This is a genomic window from Nostoc sp. EspVER01 (genome assembly GCF_034530635.1).
Taxonomy (GTDB): Bacteria; Cyanobacteriota; Cyanobacteriia; order Cyanobacteriales; family Nostocaceae; genus Nostoc.
The window spans coordinates 355,109-371,665 of record NZ_JAVRCS010000002.1; the positions used below are offsets into that span (position 1 = coordinate 355,109).

The following is a 16,557-nucleotide window of genomic DNA, read 5'->3' on the forward strand; positions in this document are numbered from 1 at the left end:
AATAAAACAAGGTTTTCAGCGCCAAAAAACTTTCGTAATAGTCATGTAATAATATCAATACAGGATCAATATTTGGGCGATCGCTCTTTGAATAAAAAATTTTGGCTCACAGCTAGAATGCACTTAATTATCAGTCTCTAACCGAACGCAAAAATAACCATCTTAACCAAAAAAGATAATTTTAGTCATTAGCCAATTACTATTGACTAATGACTAATTATTTATAATTAATAATTATTACTTTTTGTTAGCAAGCAACTTTCGATCTGTATCTTCGATTTCTAAAAGTTCTGGAATAGTCACAAAGCGATAGCCTTGCTTTTTAAAGTTGTTAATAATTTCTGGTAAAGCTTGCACAGTTCTAGAACGATTACCACCACCATCATGCATTAGCACAATCCCACCAGGTTTAGAATCTTTAATCACGTTATCGATCAACTTTGGTACAGTTGGTAACTTGTAGTCTATAGAGTCAGCCGACCACATCACCACAGCATACTTTTGTCCTTTAGCATAAGCAGATAATCCATTGTGTAGGTTGCCACCAGGCGGTCGGAACAGATTTGTTTTAACACCTGTAACTTGATAAATTAAGTCTGTTGTGCGCTCAATTTCAAAAGCAGCTGCTTGTTGATTAAAAAAGTGATACCAGTGATGCCAAGTATGGTTGGCAATGACGTGACCTTGAGCGACAATCTGCTTTCCTAACTCTGGATAATTTTTGAGGTTCTGCCCGACTACAAAAAACGTCCCTTTAATATTATTTGATTTCAGAATACTTAGCACTTGCTCTGTAGTCTCAGGCCAAGGGCCATCATCAAAGGTGAGAGCAATCACTTTCTCACCCTGAGTAAGTTTTGCAGCTTTAATAATTTGCCCTTGAAAACGTGATGGTATAGGGTAGGCTAGACCCTTTGTTTGTGCTTCTTGCTGCCAGCTTGTAAGCATCGCTGCCTTTAATTTCTCAATGCGCTGCTGAGTTCCTACGTTTGCAGATACATCCTTGATATTTATACTTGGTCTACTTTGAGCATCCGAAGCATTTGGTCTTAGAAGCATCATAAAAGCAAGACTAAAAACACCACCTAAAGCAAGTAGCGCAATTAATATTCCTTCTGGCCACAGAAACGACTTATTATTTTCCACCTCAAAGCTCCTTCAAAGATCGAACCATCACCACGCTTATGACGGTACGTTGTAGCACATGTTTATTAGATATTTAGATACCAGTTACTTTCTGGTAATCATGAAAATTGGAATTGTTACTAACGGGAATTCAGAATTGATAAGACAGACTATATTGCTTTAACTAAAATCTATATGCTCTAGATTTGGACAGCGTTGAATATACAATACTTGGTACTGTTTAATTTCAACCCAGTCAGAAAAGGTAAGCTCTACGCTTCCACATTCTTACTGCTAGCTCTAAGAAGGAGAGGAACAGAATCAGATAATTAACCACACCCCAAAATCCTCTTAAATAGCAGTTCTGAATTAGTTGCTATTTTTCAGCTCACCGCTAAGGCAGCATTATCCTTTCAAGTTTTATAGCTCTTCAAATAATATGAACTCAGTTTCATACTTACAATTTACACTTTTAGCAGACTGAAGTTCTTTTAGCCAGACTTTGTGACAGCAAATCTGTATAATTTACAACTTAAGTCAATTGTTTGATAACATACAAAACTACTTACAAGGGTGGGGTTCTTTAAAAAAAAGAGTCTGGGAAACTATTAGTTCTATTCTTGATAGGATATATTTTACTGCCTGTTGCCATTGTTTCCTTTTTAAGAAAAAGTTAAATTTTCAACTGACAGAATGTTACCTAGTATTTTCTCTGAAATAGACCAGACGAAAATTGATTCAATATAGTTTCTCATTGCCAAGGGGCATTTATTCTTTAAATCTAGTCACCTTTGACTCATTCAAGAAAAATAATTCTATCAGCAGCTTACTTCTCTTTCGGATGCTGATACTTTAGCCGAAATTGCTAGAGCTTTCTGTCTGTGAATGTTTTTCTCAGATAATTAAGTATGTTTATATCTTAATTAATAGTACAGTTTAATATGCACTGTCACCGTGTAATTACGGAAATTAATTTCGGGTATATAGGCAAGTGATTAAAATCACAATAGTATGACATCTATCCCTTGAAGCAATAAGGTCTATATTTCATCTTTAAAAGTCGTATTTTTTACTAAAAACGCTTAATTTAATTATATTTCTGCATTAAATAATACATTTAAAATTTCACTAAATTTATGTAATATCACTTAAAAATACAGATCAAAATATATTTTCTTCCAACTCAACCTCCAGCAAAACTGCCCTCTGCCTTTTTTCAGTAAAGTGAGGTAGATACTGTCAAACATGGGGTAGAGTATTTTGCCGTTTAAAGAAAAAACCTACTGGTTGTATCGCTCTAGCAGTCTGTAACTAGCTTGTTTGGCAGGAAGAAACAAAAGTAATGATTGTCTCATAACTTGCCTTATAATTACAGCAATTAGAATTTTTATTTTTAATAATCTATTTAGCAATCTTAATTATTTGCTTATCTTACCTTAGACAAGTCATAGTTTATGTACAGCACTTTTGCTTATCTTTGGTAAATAAATAAGTGTATTATTTAATGTCTGTATAGATTGACCCTCAACCCTGCTTTCCTATTGACATACCTTTTGAGTCAAAATAATCAAGGTATTTGTCTCACTTCTGAAACTGGCTAGAAACTTTTATGATTCCTCACGAAAGTGATGCAAAAGAAGAGCGTGCGTCGTTAAAAGTATGGCGTAGTTGGCGAGAAAATCTGATTTTAATTGCGATCGCACTGTGTTTGGCATTCTTAATCAGGACTTTTATCGCCGAACCGCGCTATATACCTTCTGACTCGATGTTACCCACCTTACATACAGGCGATCGCTTGGTAGTTGAAAAAATCTCCTACCATTTTCACCCTCCCATAACTGGCGATATTATTGTTTTTCAGCCACCCGCAGAACTACAACGTCGAGGATATCCCAAAGACCAAGCGTTTATCAAGCGAGTTATTGGCCAGCCTGGTGAGGTAATAAGTGTTGCTTCTGGTAAAGTTTACCTCAACGGTCAACCCTTAGCAGAAGACTACATCGCGGAACCTCCAAATCAGCCATATCAACCAGTAAAAGTCCCAGAAGACGAATTTTTCGTTATGGGAGATAATCGCAACGATAGTAATGACTCTCGCTATTGGGGCTTTTTACCCAGAAAAAATGTCATTGGTAGGGCAACATTTCGCTTTTGGCCTCTCGATCGCATTGGGTTCATTTAATCAGTTTTAGATTTTGGATTTTTCTTTCAATCCAAAATTGCCAGAGTTAGGAGTTATTTTAAGACTTCTAACTTTTAACTTAAAATCTCAAATAATACATTATCTGGGCGATCGCATCACCAGTTAACTCCAGCCGTCGCTGGAAATCAGCCAGGTTACGGTAAGGCCCGGCTGATTGCCGATTTTGCACCACTGCTTCCGCCAAAGACAAATCTATAAATGGAATTTGTGCTAATTTTTCAACGGTTGCTGTGTTCGGGTTGAGTAAATGGGTAGGATTTTCTAAAGATTCGTGGTCATAGTAAATAAAATTCAGCAGAGGCTTTAATGGCTCTAAGCGCGGCGCTGGTATACCCAAAGCCGCAGCGATATCTTCAATACAGTAAAATTTCACACCCGAATGTGAAAGTTCCACAAGCGATCGCGCTTGGTGAATTGACAAACCTGGTAAGCGTAACCAATCATCTACAGTGGCTTGATTAGCATCAATACGGATACCTAATTGAGCTGCAATCTGAATTTCTTCCCCAGATTGTAGGCGATAGTAGGGATCGTTGAGGAGCTTGGCGCGAAGTTTTTGCAGTCTGGAATTTAAAGGTAGCCAATTATTCATGATTGTCGCTTACCTCAAGAAATCTGGTCTAGCAATTGGCGGCGCTTTTGCTCAAATTCATACTCTGAAATCAGTCCATCCTGGCGCAAAGCATCTAATTCCCGCATTGCGTCAGCGATCGCTCCTACCTGATTAATCGCCTTTTGTGAAGTCCTCGCTGCTGACTTGCCTAGATTAAAATTACGATCAAAAGCTTCTTCATCTTGGGCTAAATACCAAACTCCCTCAATCGCACTAGCTACCTTGGGGATCGGTGTCCAGGAAAGCAACACATACAAAACACCCCACAGAGGTTGTCCCAGGTAGAATTTATGTAATCCTGAAATTGTCAGCGTGCCAGAAAAAGCTAAAACAGCGGCAACACTTCGACTTTTGCGCTTAGTCAACATATTTCTAATAAGTATACGAATATCATAGTTCCTACAATAAGACAGCCAAAAGGCACAGAAACAATTCATCCCTAACTAAATCTTCCCAATTCCCAATCCCTAATTTGAAAAAATTTGAGTAAGTTTCACATGACTGTGCATTGAGCTTTGATGCTAATTTTAAGTTTTTAACGGATCAGATTACTGCAATGTCACAGACCTTCCTACCGCCAGAATGGTTTAAACAGCTTTGTGATCCTTACGCTGTGCTAGGAATTTCTGTGAGTGCTGATGATCGCCAGATTTTTAAACGCTATCATACTTTAGCGAAACTGCTACATCCCGATCGCTATGCTAAAAGCTGCAATCCAGACCAAGAATTAGCAACGGCAATACTTAGCTATTTAATCAATCCAGCTTACGAACAACTCAAAAATCGACACAAGCGCTTGATTGCCATAGCCATGCTGCGATCAGATGCAAGAGTATTACAGCAGGAAGCTTTGTGTGGGAAAAGTGCCATAGCTCAAGAACTTAGAGAAATGTCTGCACCCCAAGCAGAATTGTTGTACGAAGAAGCGATCGCTTCCTATGCAGAAGCTCAATACAAATCACTCCATCAGTTCTATCAAATTACACAACAAATTAGCATACTGAATTTAGTTTACTTACAGTTGCATAAACCTGACTTGTTTCTAGCGCAAAAAGCTGTTCGCATCACCCCTGAAATAGAAGTCAAGCCAGTGGAATTGACATTAAATGAAAAAACTAATGTCGAACCAGTTTTGACAAACTACGCTCAACGTCACTACCAGCGAGCTATTGAGTACGTCAAGCTAGCCAACTGGCCCCTAGCCGTGCAAGAACTGCGCGATGCCATCAAGTTAGAGCCAAATAACAGCGAATATTATGCCTTATTAGGTTTAGTACATCTAAAACAGAAATTTATCGGCATGGCCAGGGTTTACATCCGTCAAGCATTAAAACTTAACCCGCAAGATTCACTAGCTCAGAAATACGCTACCAGACTGAAAATTGAACCGGGCGAAAATACTAATCCTAAATCAATAGCTAAAGCTCTGAGTATCGCCGCTTTATTAAGTCGATTTAACAAGGGGAAACGTTCTCAAGTCAAGTGTTGAAATTTCGGTAACAAACCGTACCAAAACCGAAGCTTCGTGACTAGATTACTCCCCTAGACTAAAATAATAAATAGAAGTAAAACTATTAAGCTACTGAGTCTGGGCGCTCAGTTTAATATAAGCAACATGGGATTCTTCGATTCTGAAATAGTTCAGCAAGAAGCAAAACAGCTGTTTGAGGATTATCAAGCGCTGATCAAGCTTGGCAACAGCTACGGCAAATTTGACCGCGATGGCAAAAAGCTGTTTATTGAGCAAATGGAAACCATGATGGATCGATATCGCATCTTTATGAAGCGTTTCGAGCTATCAGAAGATTTCATGGCACAAATGACAGTAGAACAACTGAAAACGCAATTAGGTCAGTTCGGTGTCACCCCGCAACAAATGTTTGACCAAATGCACCTCACTTTAGAACGGATGAAAGCCGAGCTAGAAAAGCAGCCCTAGCAAAAGTTAGGAGTTGGGAGTTAAGAGTTCTCAATAAACTCATAACTCATAACTTATCACTCCTAACTTTAATTTGACTTGGGACGAGAAAACTGGGAAGGTGACTTGAAGTTTTCTACTGGTACGTTCTTAAGTGCCTTCTCCATAAAATCTTTCCAAATGGGAGCAACCATACCGCCACCTGTAGCACGGCTAGCTAGTTGTCTGTTGTCGTCCCTCCCTACCCAAACCGCAGTGGTTAGCTGTGGCACAGTGCCAACATACCAGATATCCTTTTCTGAGGAAGTTGTACCCGTCTTCCCAGCGCTTGGACGAGCTATGGCAGCACCTTTACCTGTACCATTAGTAACTACCGTTCGCATTACATCGATAATGGCTGCCGATGCCCAAGGGTCTAGAACTAGCTGGGGTTTCGGGGTGTTATCTAGTAAGACGTTACCACTACTATCGGTGACACGGGCTATTACAGTGGGTGGAGATTGCCAGCCATAATTCGCAAAGGTAGCATAAGCACTAGCCATTTCTAGGGGAGTGACACCAATTGCACCAAGAGGCAGAGAGGTAACAGGTTCCATCGGACTCATGATCCCCAAAGTACGGCAAGTTTCGATCACTCGATTCATGCCAACAGCCTTACCAATCTTAATCACGGGAATGTTGCGCGACTGGGCTAAAGCCGTGCGAATTGGCATAGGACCGCTAAAACCCCCATCATAATTTCTGGGGAAGTACCGACCATTACCATCTTGATAGCTGACTGGAGAATCTACCACCGTTGAGTCTGGCCCATATTTACCAGTAGCAAAAGCAGCATAGTAGACAAACGGTTTAAAGGAAGAGCCGGGCTGACGTTGAGATTGAGTTGCCCGATTGAATTCACTGGTCTTAGGATCTACACCGCCCACCAGTGCTTTAATAAAATGGGTGCGCGGATCAATTGCCACTAAGGCGATTTGATTCTTCGATAATCCCTGTCCAAGCAATGATTTATGCCACTTAACGACAGTTTCCTCTGCCATTATTTGGAAGTTGGCATCAACTGTAGTTTGTACACGCATCCCGCCTTTGAGTAATGTCTCACGCCCAAACTTTTTAGCCAACTCCTGCGCTACTGTATTGGTTATATAAGGTAGGGCACTACCTTGAAAGGATTTGATTCTGCCAAGTTTGATTTCTTGTTTGAGGGCACTGTCATAGTCTGACTGGTTGATCCAGTTCAATTCCAGCATCCGTCCTAGCACTTCTTTTTGTTTCTGTTTTGCCAGCTTCATGCTCACAAATGGACTGAATTCCTCTGGTGCTTGGATCAAACCCGCCATCATTGCCGACTCACCCAAGCTTAAATATTCTGATGATTTATTAAAGTAACTGCGGGCTGCCGTTTGTACACCATAATTGTTATGACCCCAATAAACTTGATTGAGGTACATTTCTAATATCTGGTCTTTAGTAAGAATTTGCTCTAACCGGATGGCTAGCACCCCTTCTGCTAACTTTCGGGTAAAGGCGCGCTTACGAGACAAAAATAGGTTTTTTACCAATTGCATAGTAACAGTAGAGCCACCCTCTTTGACTCCACCTGCTACAGCGTTAACTACTACAGCCCGCCCGACACCAGTAGGGTTGATACCGTGGTGATCGTAGAAGTGGCTATCTTCACTTGCCAACACTGCCCGTTTTAAATTCGGGGAAATTCTATCTAGGGGTACGACTTCCCGGTTGGCTTCCCCGTGAATACTCGTTAAGAGCTTGCCCTTAACGTCATAAATGTAAGTCGTTTCTGAGGGAAAGAAGTTACGTAGCTGTCTCACATCTGGCAAATTACGGAAACTGATGGCTAAACCAACTAGTCCTCCGGCTACAATGGAACTTGCCAGCATGGTGATTGAGAGGAGAGTACCGCCAGTCACCTGACCGACTCCTTTCAAAAACTCAAAACCTGATGAAGCCCGACGCTGTGGCTGTTTATCTTCAAAAGTCCTAGACGACGACACGGCTATTTCACTTCCTCATTTGTAAATTTAACTGTAATTGATTGGGTGAAGCAAGGCGGTTAGTTTTTTGCAATTATAGTAGTTTGGCAGATGAGAAAGTGGATAAATTGCAAGTGTTTATAACCAACTTAACTTCTAGTGTGCAAAACATAGCTAATAATGAATCTCTTAACATGACGCAAGATTTTGCTTGGTTGCGTCGTGGTGTAGTAGAAGTATTCCCACAATCAGTTGATGTTAACAGCGAAAGTCTAGAAAGGCTCTTACTAACTACAAACCAACCTTTAAGGGTAAAATTAGGGATTGACCCTACTGGTACTGATATTCATCTTGGTCATAGCATACCAGTACGAAAACTGCGAGGATTTCAAGATGCAGGTCATACAGCAGTTTTAATTATTGGCGATTTTACAGCACGTATTGGCGATCCAACTGGTAAATCTGAAGTGCGTCGTCAGCTTACAGAAGCAGATGTAGCTAAAAATGCTCAGACTTATTTAGATCAAGTACGTCCTATCTTGGATTTTGACACACCAGGAAGGTTAGAGGTGCGCTATAACTCTGAATGGCTCTCTAAGCTCAACTTAGAGAAAATTTTGGAGTTACTCTCCACGATGACGGTGGGGCAGATGTTAGCGAAGGAAGGATTTGCCGATCGCTATAAAAAAGAGAATCCGATTTTTATCCATGAGTTCCTGTACCCGTTAATGCAGGGTTTTGATTCGGTTGCAGTTGAGGCAGATGTGGAATTAGGCGGCACCGATCAGAAATTTAATATAGCTGTAGGCAGAGATTTGCAGCGCCATTTTGGTCAAAAGCCCCAATTTGGTATGCTGCTGCCCATTTTGATTGGCACGGATGGCGTGCAAAAAATGTCTAAGTCTTTAGGTAATTATATCGGATTGTCAGAACACCCAGGACAAAAGTATCAAAAGTTGCAAGGAGTTCCCGATAATCTCTTAGAACAGTATTTTGAACTGTTGACGGATTTACCTTTGGATAAACTGCCAGAAAATCCCCGCGATCGCCAAACACTCTTAGCATGGGAAGTTGTTAAACAGTATCATGGCGAAACCGCAGCCCAAGAAGCGAAAGAAGCAGCCCAAAGCGGCGGTAAAGAAGGTGCTGTTCCAGAATTTTCTCTAGCTAGTGTGCAGCAATTTCCTACGAAGTTAGCATATATTCTCAATGTTACTGGCTTGTGCAAAAGTACAGGTGAAGGAAAGCGGAAAATTCAAGAGGGTGGAGTGCGCCTAGATGGCGATCGCATCACTGATGCTGATACCACTTTCGATGCTCCTAGTCAGTTAAAAGGTAAAGTTTTACAAGTTGGGAAAAATAAGTTTGTGCGCTTAGTACCTTAAATGGGGAGTGGGGAATGGAGAATAGGGAACAGGTAGAACAACGAGTTATTGTGGCTTTGGATGTGCCAGATGAACAAAGTGCGATCGCTCTTATAGATCGGCTACCGCAAGTAGTTTGGTGGAAAGTCGGTTTAGAGTTGTTTACCAGCACTGGCCCGAGAATTCTGGAAGAGTTAAAGTCTCGGCAAAAGCGCATTTTCTTGGATTTAAAGTTTGATGATATCCCCAATACCGTTGCTGGTGCTTGCCGGAGTGCAGCTAGATATGGAGTGGATTTACTGACAATTCATGCTACTGCTGGTAGAGATGCCCTGAAAGCCGCAACTGAGGCGGCACAGGAAGGGGCTGCAAAAGCATGTGTACAACCACCAAAGTTAATTGCGATTACCCTGCTAACGAGCATTTCTGCTCGGCAGTTGGCATTTGATTTAAAAATTCCCCTAGAATTGCCAGAATATGCTCTAGAAATGGCCCTGCTGGCTCAGGAATCTGGTTTGGATGGGGTAGTTTGTTCGCCTCAAGAGGTGGCACAGCTACGACAAACTTGTGGAAATGACTTTTTGCTAGTTTGTCCGGGAGTTAGACCAACTTGGGCTGATATTGGCGATCAAAAGCGATCGCTCACTCCAGCCCAAGCAATTATTGCCGGTGCAGATTATCTCGTGATTGGGCGTCCCATCACCACTGCTACTGAGCCTGAGCTAGCCTGGAAGAGGATTTCTGAGGAGTTAACCACGGTGGCATGAAGCTAAGAGTTAGTGAGACACTGAGAGTCCAGGGCGCAGGGGAGAGCAATCCTGCCTCTTCACTTAGTCAGAAAAATTATAGTTTCCTGTTTGCTTGTGGCTTCTGGGTTGTAGTCTCAAATAGCTTTGCCTACCCAGCCTTCTCGATAAACCCCACCCCTAAACCCTCGGCGATCGCAGAAAGGGAAAATGTCAACAGTGGCGCGAGGTCTTTGTGTTCTGAGCAAAATTTAGAAACATTAACTATACAGTTACTGCAAAAATTACCTAGTTATACCAATCGCGCTAGTCAACGCGCCCGCCGCCTGAGTAGAAGCAGTCAGGTTTACAGTTATATGTTAGTGGCAGGAAGACCTGAGTTTACTCCTCTGCCCCTTAACCTTGAAGAATATAGTGCAGATACGTCTAAAAGCGCTGCATCAGGAGTTGAGCAAGTTTTCTTTACTACCTTGGAGCGGCAGTACATAGGAAATAAAGTTGTAGAATTGCAACAATTTCACTGGTTGTTATTGACTAAGACTCAAAGTGGTTGGCAACTAGTAATGATGTTTTCTCAAGCTGGTTCCCATTCAGAACAGCAGCCACTATCTCCCCCACGCGATAGTAGTAACGGTACTGTTGCCCAAGGGGTTAAAGCTTGGTTGCGCGATTGTGAAGCTGGAAGTTTACGTCAATAAAACCTAATTCCAAATCTTCGTAAATTAGGAGAATATTAAATAATGTCTAAAATACTTACTCAAATTCTCTATAAACAGGATTATCACTTGTGGTTAGAAACTACATTGAAACAATTGCAAGAAAGAGATTTAGAGTATCTTGATTGGGATCATTTGATTGAGGAGATTGAAAGATTGGTTAATGAACAGAAGCACAAGCTCGAAAGTTATTTACTGCAACTTCTCAAACATTTGCTTTTGTATCAACATTGGAGCCTCCCTGAATGTAAAAATCATTGGGAAGTGGAAATTGATAATTTTCGGGTGGAACTCAGGAAATTAACTAAATCTAAAAACCTCTACAACTATCTGCTCACAGTGCTTGAAGAAGTCTACATTGATGCGCTACGACAAGCAAAAAAGAAAAGTGGATTGAATTGTTTTCCGCAAACTTGTCCTTATAGCATTGAGCAAATTTTAGATGTGGATTATTTACCACCATTTGAATTTTGAATTCCGTTTTGCGGTACTAGTCTCTTTACATAAAGATAAAAATACATCATCTAACTAGCTTGGATCAGCGGAATTACACCTGTATCTTTAGGAATATTTTTAGGAAAAATAGCTGATAAATAGCTAAAAGAAGGAGACATTATTTAAAAACCTAGACTGGCTTGAATTTAAGCGTTGTAACTCCCGTTTTTTGGCGATAACATGGAAAGAAGTTTATTTCAAGCTTTATCAAACCGCGTTTAGCGTCAGTTTTTTTTATGGACATTCAGTTAATCAACATCGGCTTTGGTAACATCGTGTCTGCCAACCGAGTAGTTGCCATTGTCAGTCCAGAGTCTGCCCCGATTAAGCGGATTATTACCGATGCACGAGACAGAGGTCAACTGATTGATGCAACTTACGGTCGTCGGACTAGAGCTGTAATTATTACCGATTCCAGCCACGTAATTTTGTCAGCGATTCAGCCGGAAACGGTAGCGAATCGCTTTGTGATTTCTCGCGAGCATCAAACTGTAGATAATTGACTAGCAGTGGGTTTTTCCCACTCCTCTTTGCACCGTATCGGTAGTACCATGTGAATTAGACAAATTTTCTGTCACTCTTGCTACAAATTCTTTAGTCACCAGTGGACTAGACCAGGAACACAAGACTAATGAATAATATGTATTGATTGATTCACAGGTTGAAGGGATGATGCCAGTTTTACCCATCCAGAGTAGTGCGACTACCGAAGAATGCTTACATTTAGGCAGGTTAATTGTTTTAACTGGCCCCAGTGGGGTCGGTAAAGGCACTTTAATGCGATCGCTCCTAGAGCGTCATCCAGAACTCTATTATTCCGTATCGGTGACAACTCGTTCTCCCCGTCCAGGGGAAATCGATGGCAAAAGTTATTACTTCATTAGCCGCAGTAAGTTTGAACAATTAGTTGCTGAAGGTGAATTTTTAGAATCGGCAGAATTTGCTGGTAACTATTACGGCACACCCCGTGAAGCTGTACTTAACCAAATTCATGCCGGTAAGTTGGTGGTGCTGGAAATTGAACTAGAAGGGGCAAGACAAATTCGTGCTTCCTTCCCCAGTGCCCTCAGCATTTTTATTTTACCGCCTTCCTTTGATGAATTAGAGAAACGAATACGCTCTCGCGCCCAAGACTCTGAAGAAGCGATCGCCCGCCGTCTGCTCCGCGCCCAAGAAGAAATTCAAGCCGCAGATGAATTTGATATTCAAATCGTTAATGACGATTTTGAAACTGCTTTAAATGATATTGAAGCTGTTTTGTTTAAATAAGTTAGGAGTTAAGAGTTAGAAGTCATGAATTTAAACTCCTAACTCCTAACTCCTAACTTCTAACTTCTAGTAATTAACCAAATAGACCTTGAATTAGTGCTAAATTACTAGTTAAAAAGTAAGCAACTACTGCACCACCAATACCACCAATCAAGAAAGAACTGGCGAAGTTGTTCCAGCTTTCTTTAGAGTTAAAGGCATCTGCTGGTGGCTTAGGTACTGTAACACTAGGAAGTGCTTTGGGTGGATTGCTATTGGCATACAGCGATAGGGCGCCAGTAAGAACAACAACCAGGCCGATACCTCCCAGTAACCCAGCTAAGTTAGCATTATCTGTGTCCCGCAGTGGGCCTAATTTGGCAAAGGGGCCAAATAGCCAGTAACCATGAGCCATACCAACTTCTAAACCGCGTCTAGCAGGAGCCAGACCTGGGCGATAAGCAGGTAAATTATTAATAAACCCCTTGATCAAGGGAGAAGAATTAACCGGCGTTTCTAGGTTGCCTATCTGTGGATCGCCAAATGCGGGAAAAACAACTTCCCGATTTCTGGGATCGCTGGCAAGATTCTTTGATGCATCTACTGCTTGTGCCATATTTTATGTTCGCCTCTAAATTAAAATGGTGGCATTTTTATATTAATAATAATTGTGGCTAAAGAAGCATTTTGTTTAATAAGTTTAGAAAAATTAATTTAGCTGATTTTAAAACCGTGAAACTCGCGATCTGTAAACAGTATCACGAGTTTCAAAAAACTATTTTTGCTGCATATTTTGGTGATAATTCTGCCTAACTAAGCTGAATACATCAACTACACAATATTAAGCAAAAAACAAGACATTGATTCAACAGTCCTAAATTCCATTTAACACTTATGGCAGTGGGTGGAAAAGTAGGTCGGGGAAAAAGCGGTTGAATTCAATCAAGATACCTGCTGTGATCGTCATCCAGATGGTAGCGGCCACGGGCGCTGTGGAAATGAATTTAATCAAATAAGCTGATTGATCGCCTTTGTCTGCCATGAATTTAGTCTCCAAAACGAATGAATTAATTAAGCTGATTTAGCGTGGAGAAATAGGGATTTCTGAATCCTTAGCTGCTAATTTTCCAGAGAGCAATTCTTGGACTGCTGCTGCTGGCCAAGCAAAGCCTGAAGCCATGATGGGTAGTGCCAAACCAAGATCGATTTGGATTTCTTTTAGTTCAGTGTCAGATTCCTTTTTGATTGCTTGCAGATAGGCACGCCCTACCCAACCAATCCAACCAGCAATATATAGAAACAAAATGCTAGGGATCAAAAAGTCACCAGCACGATCTAGACGACCATCAACAATCAAGTGTGGGTATCCTTCAGGGCCGCATAGCGCCTGAGAATAACGCTCAAACCGCTTTTTCCCTGATTGGGGATCGGCGGTGGTGTTACGGGCATTAGCTGCTAGCTCTTGAAAAGCGGGATTGTCTTTACACGGTGTCAAATTAGCCCCTAAAGCTTGTGCTGGGGGGGCAAAATTGAACCAAAGACTAATCGCTAACATCAAAGCAAACAATCGTCGCATAGAGTTGTTTCCTTTTATTACAAAACAAGAAGTTCTTTGTACAAAACGAAGCGGCTTGTACAGTTGTTTATTTGCATAACTAGGAAGTCATCATACTCTTGGGTGGGAACCGAGTAAAGTTTAAGTAAATAAAAGTTAAAGCTTCTCAACCAAAATTAGTGCTGAGTGCTGAGTTCCGAGTGCTAAGTATAAGAGTTGTTGTAGGGTAGTAAAGAAGCAAGATTTTTTCTCTACTATTCAGGACTCAGGACTCAGCACTCAGCACTCTCAATGACAACCGTTTTAGCAATAGAAACCAGTTGTGATGAAACAGCCGTCGCAATTGTTAACAATCGTAAAGTTTGCAGTAGTATTGTATCCTCGCAAATTCCAGTACACCAGCAGTATGGCGGGGTAGTGCCAGAAGTAGCCTCTCGCCAGCACCTGGAAACTATCAATGAAGCGATCGCACAAGCCTTAGAGCAAGCCCAACTAGATTGGGGACAAATTGACGCAATTGCTGCCACTTGTGCCCCTGGACTCGTAGGAGCGCTATTGGTGGGGTTAACTGCTGCCAAAACCCTAGCGATGGTACATAACAAACCATTTTTGGGAGTTCATCACCTTGAAGGTCACATTTACGCAACTTACTTGAGCGAATCAACTTTAAATCCCCCTTTTCTTAGCTTACTGGTTTCAGGCGGACATACAAGCTTGATTTATGTCAAAGATTGTGGTATTTACGAAACTCTGGGACAAACCCGTGATGATGCTGCGGGTGAAGCCTTTGATAAAGTGGCGCGATTGTTAAAGCTGGGTTATCCCGGTGGGCCAGTGATTGACAAGTTGGCACAGCAGGGTAATCCTCAAGCCTTTGCTTTACCGGAAGGAAGAGTTTCTCTACCCGGTGGGGGGTTTCATCGTTATGATGCGAGTTTTAGTGGGTTAAAAACGGCTGTATTACGTTTAGTGCAGCAGTTAGAGAAAGATCGTGGACAAGTACCAGTGGCAGATGTAGCAGCTAGCTTTCAGGATGCGGTAGCGCGATCGCTAACTAAAAGAGCGATCGCCTGTGCCCTAGACTATGGTCTAGACACAATTGCCATTGGTGGCGGTGTAGCAGCTAATAGCGGGTTGAGAAAAAACCTCCAAGCCGCCGCCGTTAAACATAACCTACGCGTCTTATTCCCACCTCTAAAATTCTGTACCGATAACGCCGCCATGATTGGCTGTGCCGCCGCTGACCATCTATCCCGTGATCATACATCGCCCCTTACACTGGGCGTTGAGTCTAGGCTAGGGCTTACTCAGGTGATGAAGTTGTATCAACCTGTTGAGTAGTCGTTTGTCATTTGTCATTTGTCATTTGTCATTTATAACTACCAATGCCCAATGCCCCTCAAGAGTGCTGAGTTCCGAGTTTCGAGTCTTGAGTGGGGCAGAGGGGAGAATAACTCTTAACTCCTAACTCCTAACTCCTAACTCCTAACTCAGCACTCAGCACTGTTTTGCCCAATCCCCAATCCCCAATTCCCTATACTCTATAACTATTGACTATCGCCCGGATGTGATCGGCCACTGCATCCGGCTGTTCCAACATAGCCAGGTGTCCACAATTAGGAATTTCCAGAACATTGTCACCACAATATTGAAAAAGCCTGTGAAAGCTCGCTAAATGGCGCACATACTTGGGTTCCATAACCTTGTCTTCCGCGCCAGCCAAAAAATAAACTGGCTGCTTAAGTTGAGATACTAACTCAGGTAAACGATTGATTTCTTCTTCAGTTGTGGAGTCTAACAGAGTTCCCAGAGCTGCTTCTGGATCAGCCACAACGAAATCTATTACTCGCTGACGTGCCCAATAGCGCTCCAAAGGACGAGCCACACTAGCTCTGGTAAACAGCAAATCAATCAAAGGCACTTGGGACAGCCAGCGCGGACGGACTTGCAAAAATTTCTGACCCGCCGAGCGAAACTGCTCAAAGGCTTCTTTGAGATAAATACCACCGCCAGCGTTGATACAGATAACTCCCTTAACACACTCAGGCATTTGATCTGCTCCCCAAAGAGCGATCGTCCCCCCTAATGAATGACCAATTAGCCAAGCACTCGTAATATTTAGCTGTTTCAGGAGAGCTGCTAAATCTTGAGTATACGCAGCAGGAGTATAAAGAGAATCGAAAGATGAGTCAGCCGTACTACTGGAGATGGGCGTCAGACTCAAAGACGTTTGTGCTCGACTAAAATCAGTTTTTACCTGGGATTGGGATTCACCAAAACCCCGCAAATCATAGGACAGGCACTGCAAATCATCTGATAGGCGGGAAATCACAGGTTGCCAATATCCACGGCTATTGAGCCAACCGTGGATAAATACTAAAGCATGGGGGCAGGAAGTGGGAGCCGTTAGCTCGTATGCGTGTGGAACGCCCAAGATTTCGATAGTTGCCATACTTGTATCGTACCCTTAAGGACGGGTGCGACTAAATACTAAAGTAGAAAGAGTTAGAAGTTAGGAGTGAGGAATTTTTAACTCATAACTCATAACTCATAACTCATAACTCATAACTTTTCACTTTT

Annotated in this window: 18 protein-coding genes; 10 read left to right on the top strand and 8 right to left on the bottom strand. The window is 41.8% G+C overall.

Translation table 11 applies throughout. From position 1 onward, the window contains the following. Positions 1–237: 237 nt before the first annotated feature. The gene (locus tag RMX69_RS03590; RefSeq protein ID WP_322636533.1) at positions 238–1,146 is read right to left on the bottom strand and encodes a polysaccharide deacetylase family protein; all 909 of its coding nucleotides are present in this window, start codon (positions 1,144–1,146) and stop codon (positions 238–240) included. 1,588 nt (positions 1,147–2,734) lie between these two features. On the opposite strand from RMX69_RS03590, the gene lepB reads away from it, so the two are divergent. Continuing rightward, on the top strand, positions 2,735–3,307 hold the full coding sequence (lepB, locus tag RMX69_RS03595; RefSeq protein WP_322636534.1) for a signal peptidase I: 573 nt from the start codon (positions 2,735–2,737) through the stop codon (positions 3,305–3,307). 79 nt (positions 3,308–3,386) lie between these two features. Here the strand turns inward: lepB and RMX69_RS03600 are convergent, their stop codons facing one another. Both RMX69_RS03600 and RMX69_RS03605 read right to left on the bottom strand, forming a co-directional pair. After that, positions 3,387–3,920, bottom strand: a complete 534-nt coding sequence (locus RMX69_RS03600) for a helix-hairpin-helix domain-containing protein (protein ID WP_194042369.1) — start codon at positions 3,918–3,920, stop codon at positions 3,387–3,389. A 14-nt stretch (positions 3,921–3,934) separates the two neighbouring features. Further along, on the bottom strand, positions 3,935–4,309 hold the full coding sequence (locus RMX69_RS03605; protein ID WP_289795333.1) for an NINE protein: 375 nt from the start codon (positions 4,307–4,309) through the stop codon (positions 3,935–3,937). 188 nt (positions 4,310–4,497) lie between these two features. On the opposite strand from RMX69_RS03605, the gene RMX69_RS03610 reads away from it, so the two are divergent. Beyond that, positions 4,498–5,430, top strand: coding sequence for a J domain-containing protein (locus RMX69_RS03610; RefSeq protein ID WP_289795334.1), 933 nt, complete (start codon positions 4,498–4,500; stop codon positions 5,428–5,430). Between the two features lie 126 nt (positions 5,431–5,556). Further along, positions 5,557–5,880: a DUF1825 family protein gene (locus tag RMX69_RS03615; RefSeq protein WP_094349476.1), complete on the top strand. Its 324-nt coding sequence runs from the start codon at positions 5,557–5,559 to the stop codon at positions 5,878–5,880. 68 nt (positions 5,881–5,948) lie between these two features. On the opposite strand, the gene RMX69_RS03620 is transcribed toward RMX69_RS03615, so the two are convergent. Then, on the bottom strand, positions 5,949–7,874 hold the full coding sequence (locus tag RMX69_RS03620; protein ID WP_322636535.1) for a transglycosylase domain-containing protein: 1,926 nt from the start codon (positions 7,872–7,874) through the stop codon (positions 5,949–5,951). Between the two features lie 173 nt (positions 7,875–8,047). Here RMX69_RS03620 and tyrS point away from each other — a divergent pair, with 173 nt between their 5' ends. The 6 genes from tyrS (at position 8,048) to gmk (ending at position 12,443) form a co-directional block, all read left to right on the top strand. After that, the gene (tyrS, locus tag RMX69_RS03625; RefSeq protein WP_322636549.1) at positions 8,048–9,238 is read left to right on the top strand and encodes a tyrosine--tRNA ligase; all 1,191 of its coding nucleotides are present in this window, start codon (positions 8,048–8,050) and stop codon (positions 9,236–9,238) included. 14 nt (positions 9,239–9,252) lie between these two features. Next, entirely contained in the window at positions 9,253–9,984 is a 732-nt protein-coding gene (gene pyrF / locus RMX69_RS03630; protein ID WP_289795336.1) for an orotidine-5'-phosphate decarboxylase, read from the top strand. Further along, positions 9,981–10,661: a hypothetical protein gene (locus tag RMX69_RS03635; protein ID WP_322636536.1), complete on the top strand. Its 681-nt coding sequence runs from the start codon at positions 9,981–9,983 to the stop codon at positions 10,659–10,661. Before pyrF ends, RMX69_RS03635 begins: the two co-directional genes overlap by 4 nt. 42 nt (positions 10,662–10,703) lie before the next feature. Continuing rightward, positions 10,704–11,153, top strand: a complete 450-nt coding sequence (locus tag RMX69_RS03640; protein WP_289795338.1) for a DUF29 domain-containing protein — start codon at positions 10,704–10,706, stop codon at positions 11,151–11,153. A 257-nt stretch (positions 11,154–11,410) separates the two neighbouring features. Next, complete coding sequence (remA, locus tag RMX69_RS03645; RefSeq protein ID WP_041233849.1) at positions 11,411–11,677, top strand: extracellular matrix/biofilm regulator RemA; 267 nt, start codon at positions 11,411–11,413, stop codon at positions 11,675–11,677. A 166-nt stretch (positions 11,678–11,843) separates the two neighbouring features. Beyond that, positions 11,844–12,443, top strand: a complete 600-nt coding sequence (gmk, locus tag RMX69_RS03650; protein WP_289799893.1) for a guanylate kinase — start codon at positions 11,844–11,846, stop codon at positions 12,441–12,443. A gap of 73 nt (positions 12,444–12,516) precedes the next feature. Here gmk and RMX69_RS03655 read toward each other — a convergent pair whose 3' ends face one another. The 3 genes from RMX69_RS03655 to RMX69_RS03665 form a co-directional block, all read right to left on the bottom strand. Further along, on the bottom strand, positions 12,517–13,038 hold the full coding sequence (locus RMX69_RS03655; protein ID WP_289795339.1) for a photosystem I reaction center protein subunit XI: 522 nt from the start codon (positions 13,036–13,038) through the stop codon (positions 12,517–12,519). Positions 13,039–13,314: 276 nt separating this feature from the next. After that, positions 13,315–13,464, bottom strand: a complete 150-nt coding sequence (psaJ, locus tag RMX69_RS03660; protein WP_289795340.1) for a photosystem I reaction center subunit IX — start codon at positions 13,462–13,464, stop codon at positions 13,315–13,317. Positions 13,465–13,503: 39 nt separating this feature from the next. Then, entirely contained in the window at positions 13,504–13,998 is a 495-nt protein-coding gene (locus RMX69_RS03665; protein ID WP_322636537.1) for a Photosystem I reaction center subunit III, read from the bottom strand. Between the two features lie 270 nt (positions 13,999–14,268). On the opposite strand from RMX69_RS03665, the gene tsaD reads away from it, so the two are divergent. Continuing rightward, entirely contained in the window at positions 14,269–15,318 is a 1,050-nt protein-coding gene (gene tsaD, locus RMX69_RS03670; RefSeq protein ID WP_289795342.1) for a tRNA (adenosine(37)-N6)-threonylcarbamoyltransferase complex transferase subunit TsaD, read from the top strand. Between the two features lie 193 nt (positions 15,319–15,511). Here tsaD and RMX69_RS03675 read toward each other — a convergent pair whose 3' ends face one another. Continuing rightward, positions 15,512–16,429 (bottom strand): alpha/beta fold hydrolase, encoded by a 918-nt coding sequence (locus RMX69_RS03675; RefSeq protein WP_289795343.1) that lies wholly within the window; start codon positions 16,427–16,429, stop codon positions 15,512–15,514. Between the last annotated feature and the right edge of the window lie 128 nt (positions 16,430–16,557).

What these genes read in the sequence shown, in the direction of transcription:
- lepB (WP_322636534.1), top strand. Translation starts at nt 2,735, where the DNA reads ATGATTCCTCACGAAAGTGATGCAAAAGAAGAGCGTGCGTCGTTAAAA.
- tyrS (WP_322636549.1), top strand. Translation starts at nt 8,048, where the DNA reads ATGACGCAAGATTTTGCTTGGTTGCGTCGTGGTGTAGTAGAAGTATTC.
- RMX69_RS03675 (WP_289795343.1), bottom strand. Translation starts at nt 16,429, where the DNA reads ATGGCAACTATCGAAATCTTGGGCGTTCCACACGCATACGAGCTAACG.
- RMX69_RS03640 (WP_289795338.1), top strand. Translation starts at nt 10,704, where the DNA reads ATGTCTAAAATACTTACTCAAATTCTCTATAAACAGGATTATCACTTG.
- pyrF (WP_289795336.1), top strand. Translation starts at nt 9,253, where the DNA reads ATGGAGAATAGGGAACAGGTAGAACAACGAGTTATTGTGGCTTTGGAT.
- gmk (WP_289799893.1), top strand. Translation starts at nt 11,844, where the DNA reads ATGATGCCAGTTTTACCCATCCAGAGTAGTGCGACTACCGAAGAATGC.
- tsaD (WP_289795342.1), top strand. Translation starts at nt 14,269, where the DNA reads ATGACAACCGTTTTAGCAATAGAAACCAGTTGTGATGAAACAGCCGTC.
- RMX69_RS03665 (WP_322636537.1), bottom strand. Translation starts at nt 13,998, where the DNA reads ATGCGACGATTGTTTGCTTTGATGTTAGCGATTAGTCTTTGGTTCAAT.
- RMX69_RS03615 (WP_094349476.1), top strand. Translation starts at nt 5,557, where the DNA reads ATGGGATTCTTCGATTCTGAAATAGTTCAGCAAGAAGCAAAACAGCTG.
- RMX69_RS03635 (WP_322636536.1), top strand. Translation starts at nt 9,981, where the DNA reads ATGAAGCTAAGAGTTAGTGAGACACTGAGAGTCCAGGGCGCAGGGGAG.
- remA (WP_041233849.1), top strand. Translation starts at nt 11,411, where the DNA reads ATGGACATTCAGTTAATCAACATCGGCTTTGGTAACATCGTGTCTGCC.
- RMX69_RS03605 (WP_289795333.1), bottom strand. Translation starts at nt 4,309, where the DNA reads ATGTTGACTAAGCGCAAAAGTCGAAGTGTTGCCGCTGTTTTAGCTTTT.
- RMX69_RS03600 (WP_194042369.1), bottom strand. Translation starts at nt 3,920, where the DNA reads ATGAATAATTGGCTACCTTTAAATTCCAGACTGCAAAAACTTCGCGCC.
- RMX69_RS03610 (WP_289795334.1), top strand. Translation starts at nt 4,498, where the DNA reads ATGTCACAGACCTTCCTACCGCCAGAATGGTTTAAACAGCTTTGTGAT.
- RMX69_RS03655 (WP_289795339.1), bottom strand. Translation starts at nt 13,038, where the DNA reads ATGGCACAAGCAGTAGATGCATCAAAGAATCTTGCCAGCGATCCCAGA.
- psaJ (WP_289795340.1), bottom strand. Translation starts at nt 13,464, where the DNA reads ATGGCAGACAAAGGCGATCAATCAGCTTATTTGATTAAATTCATTTCC.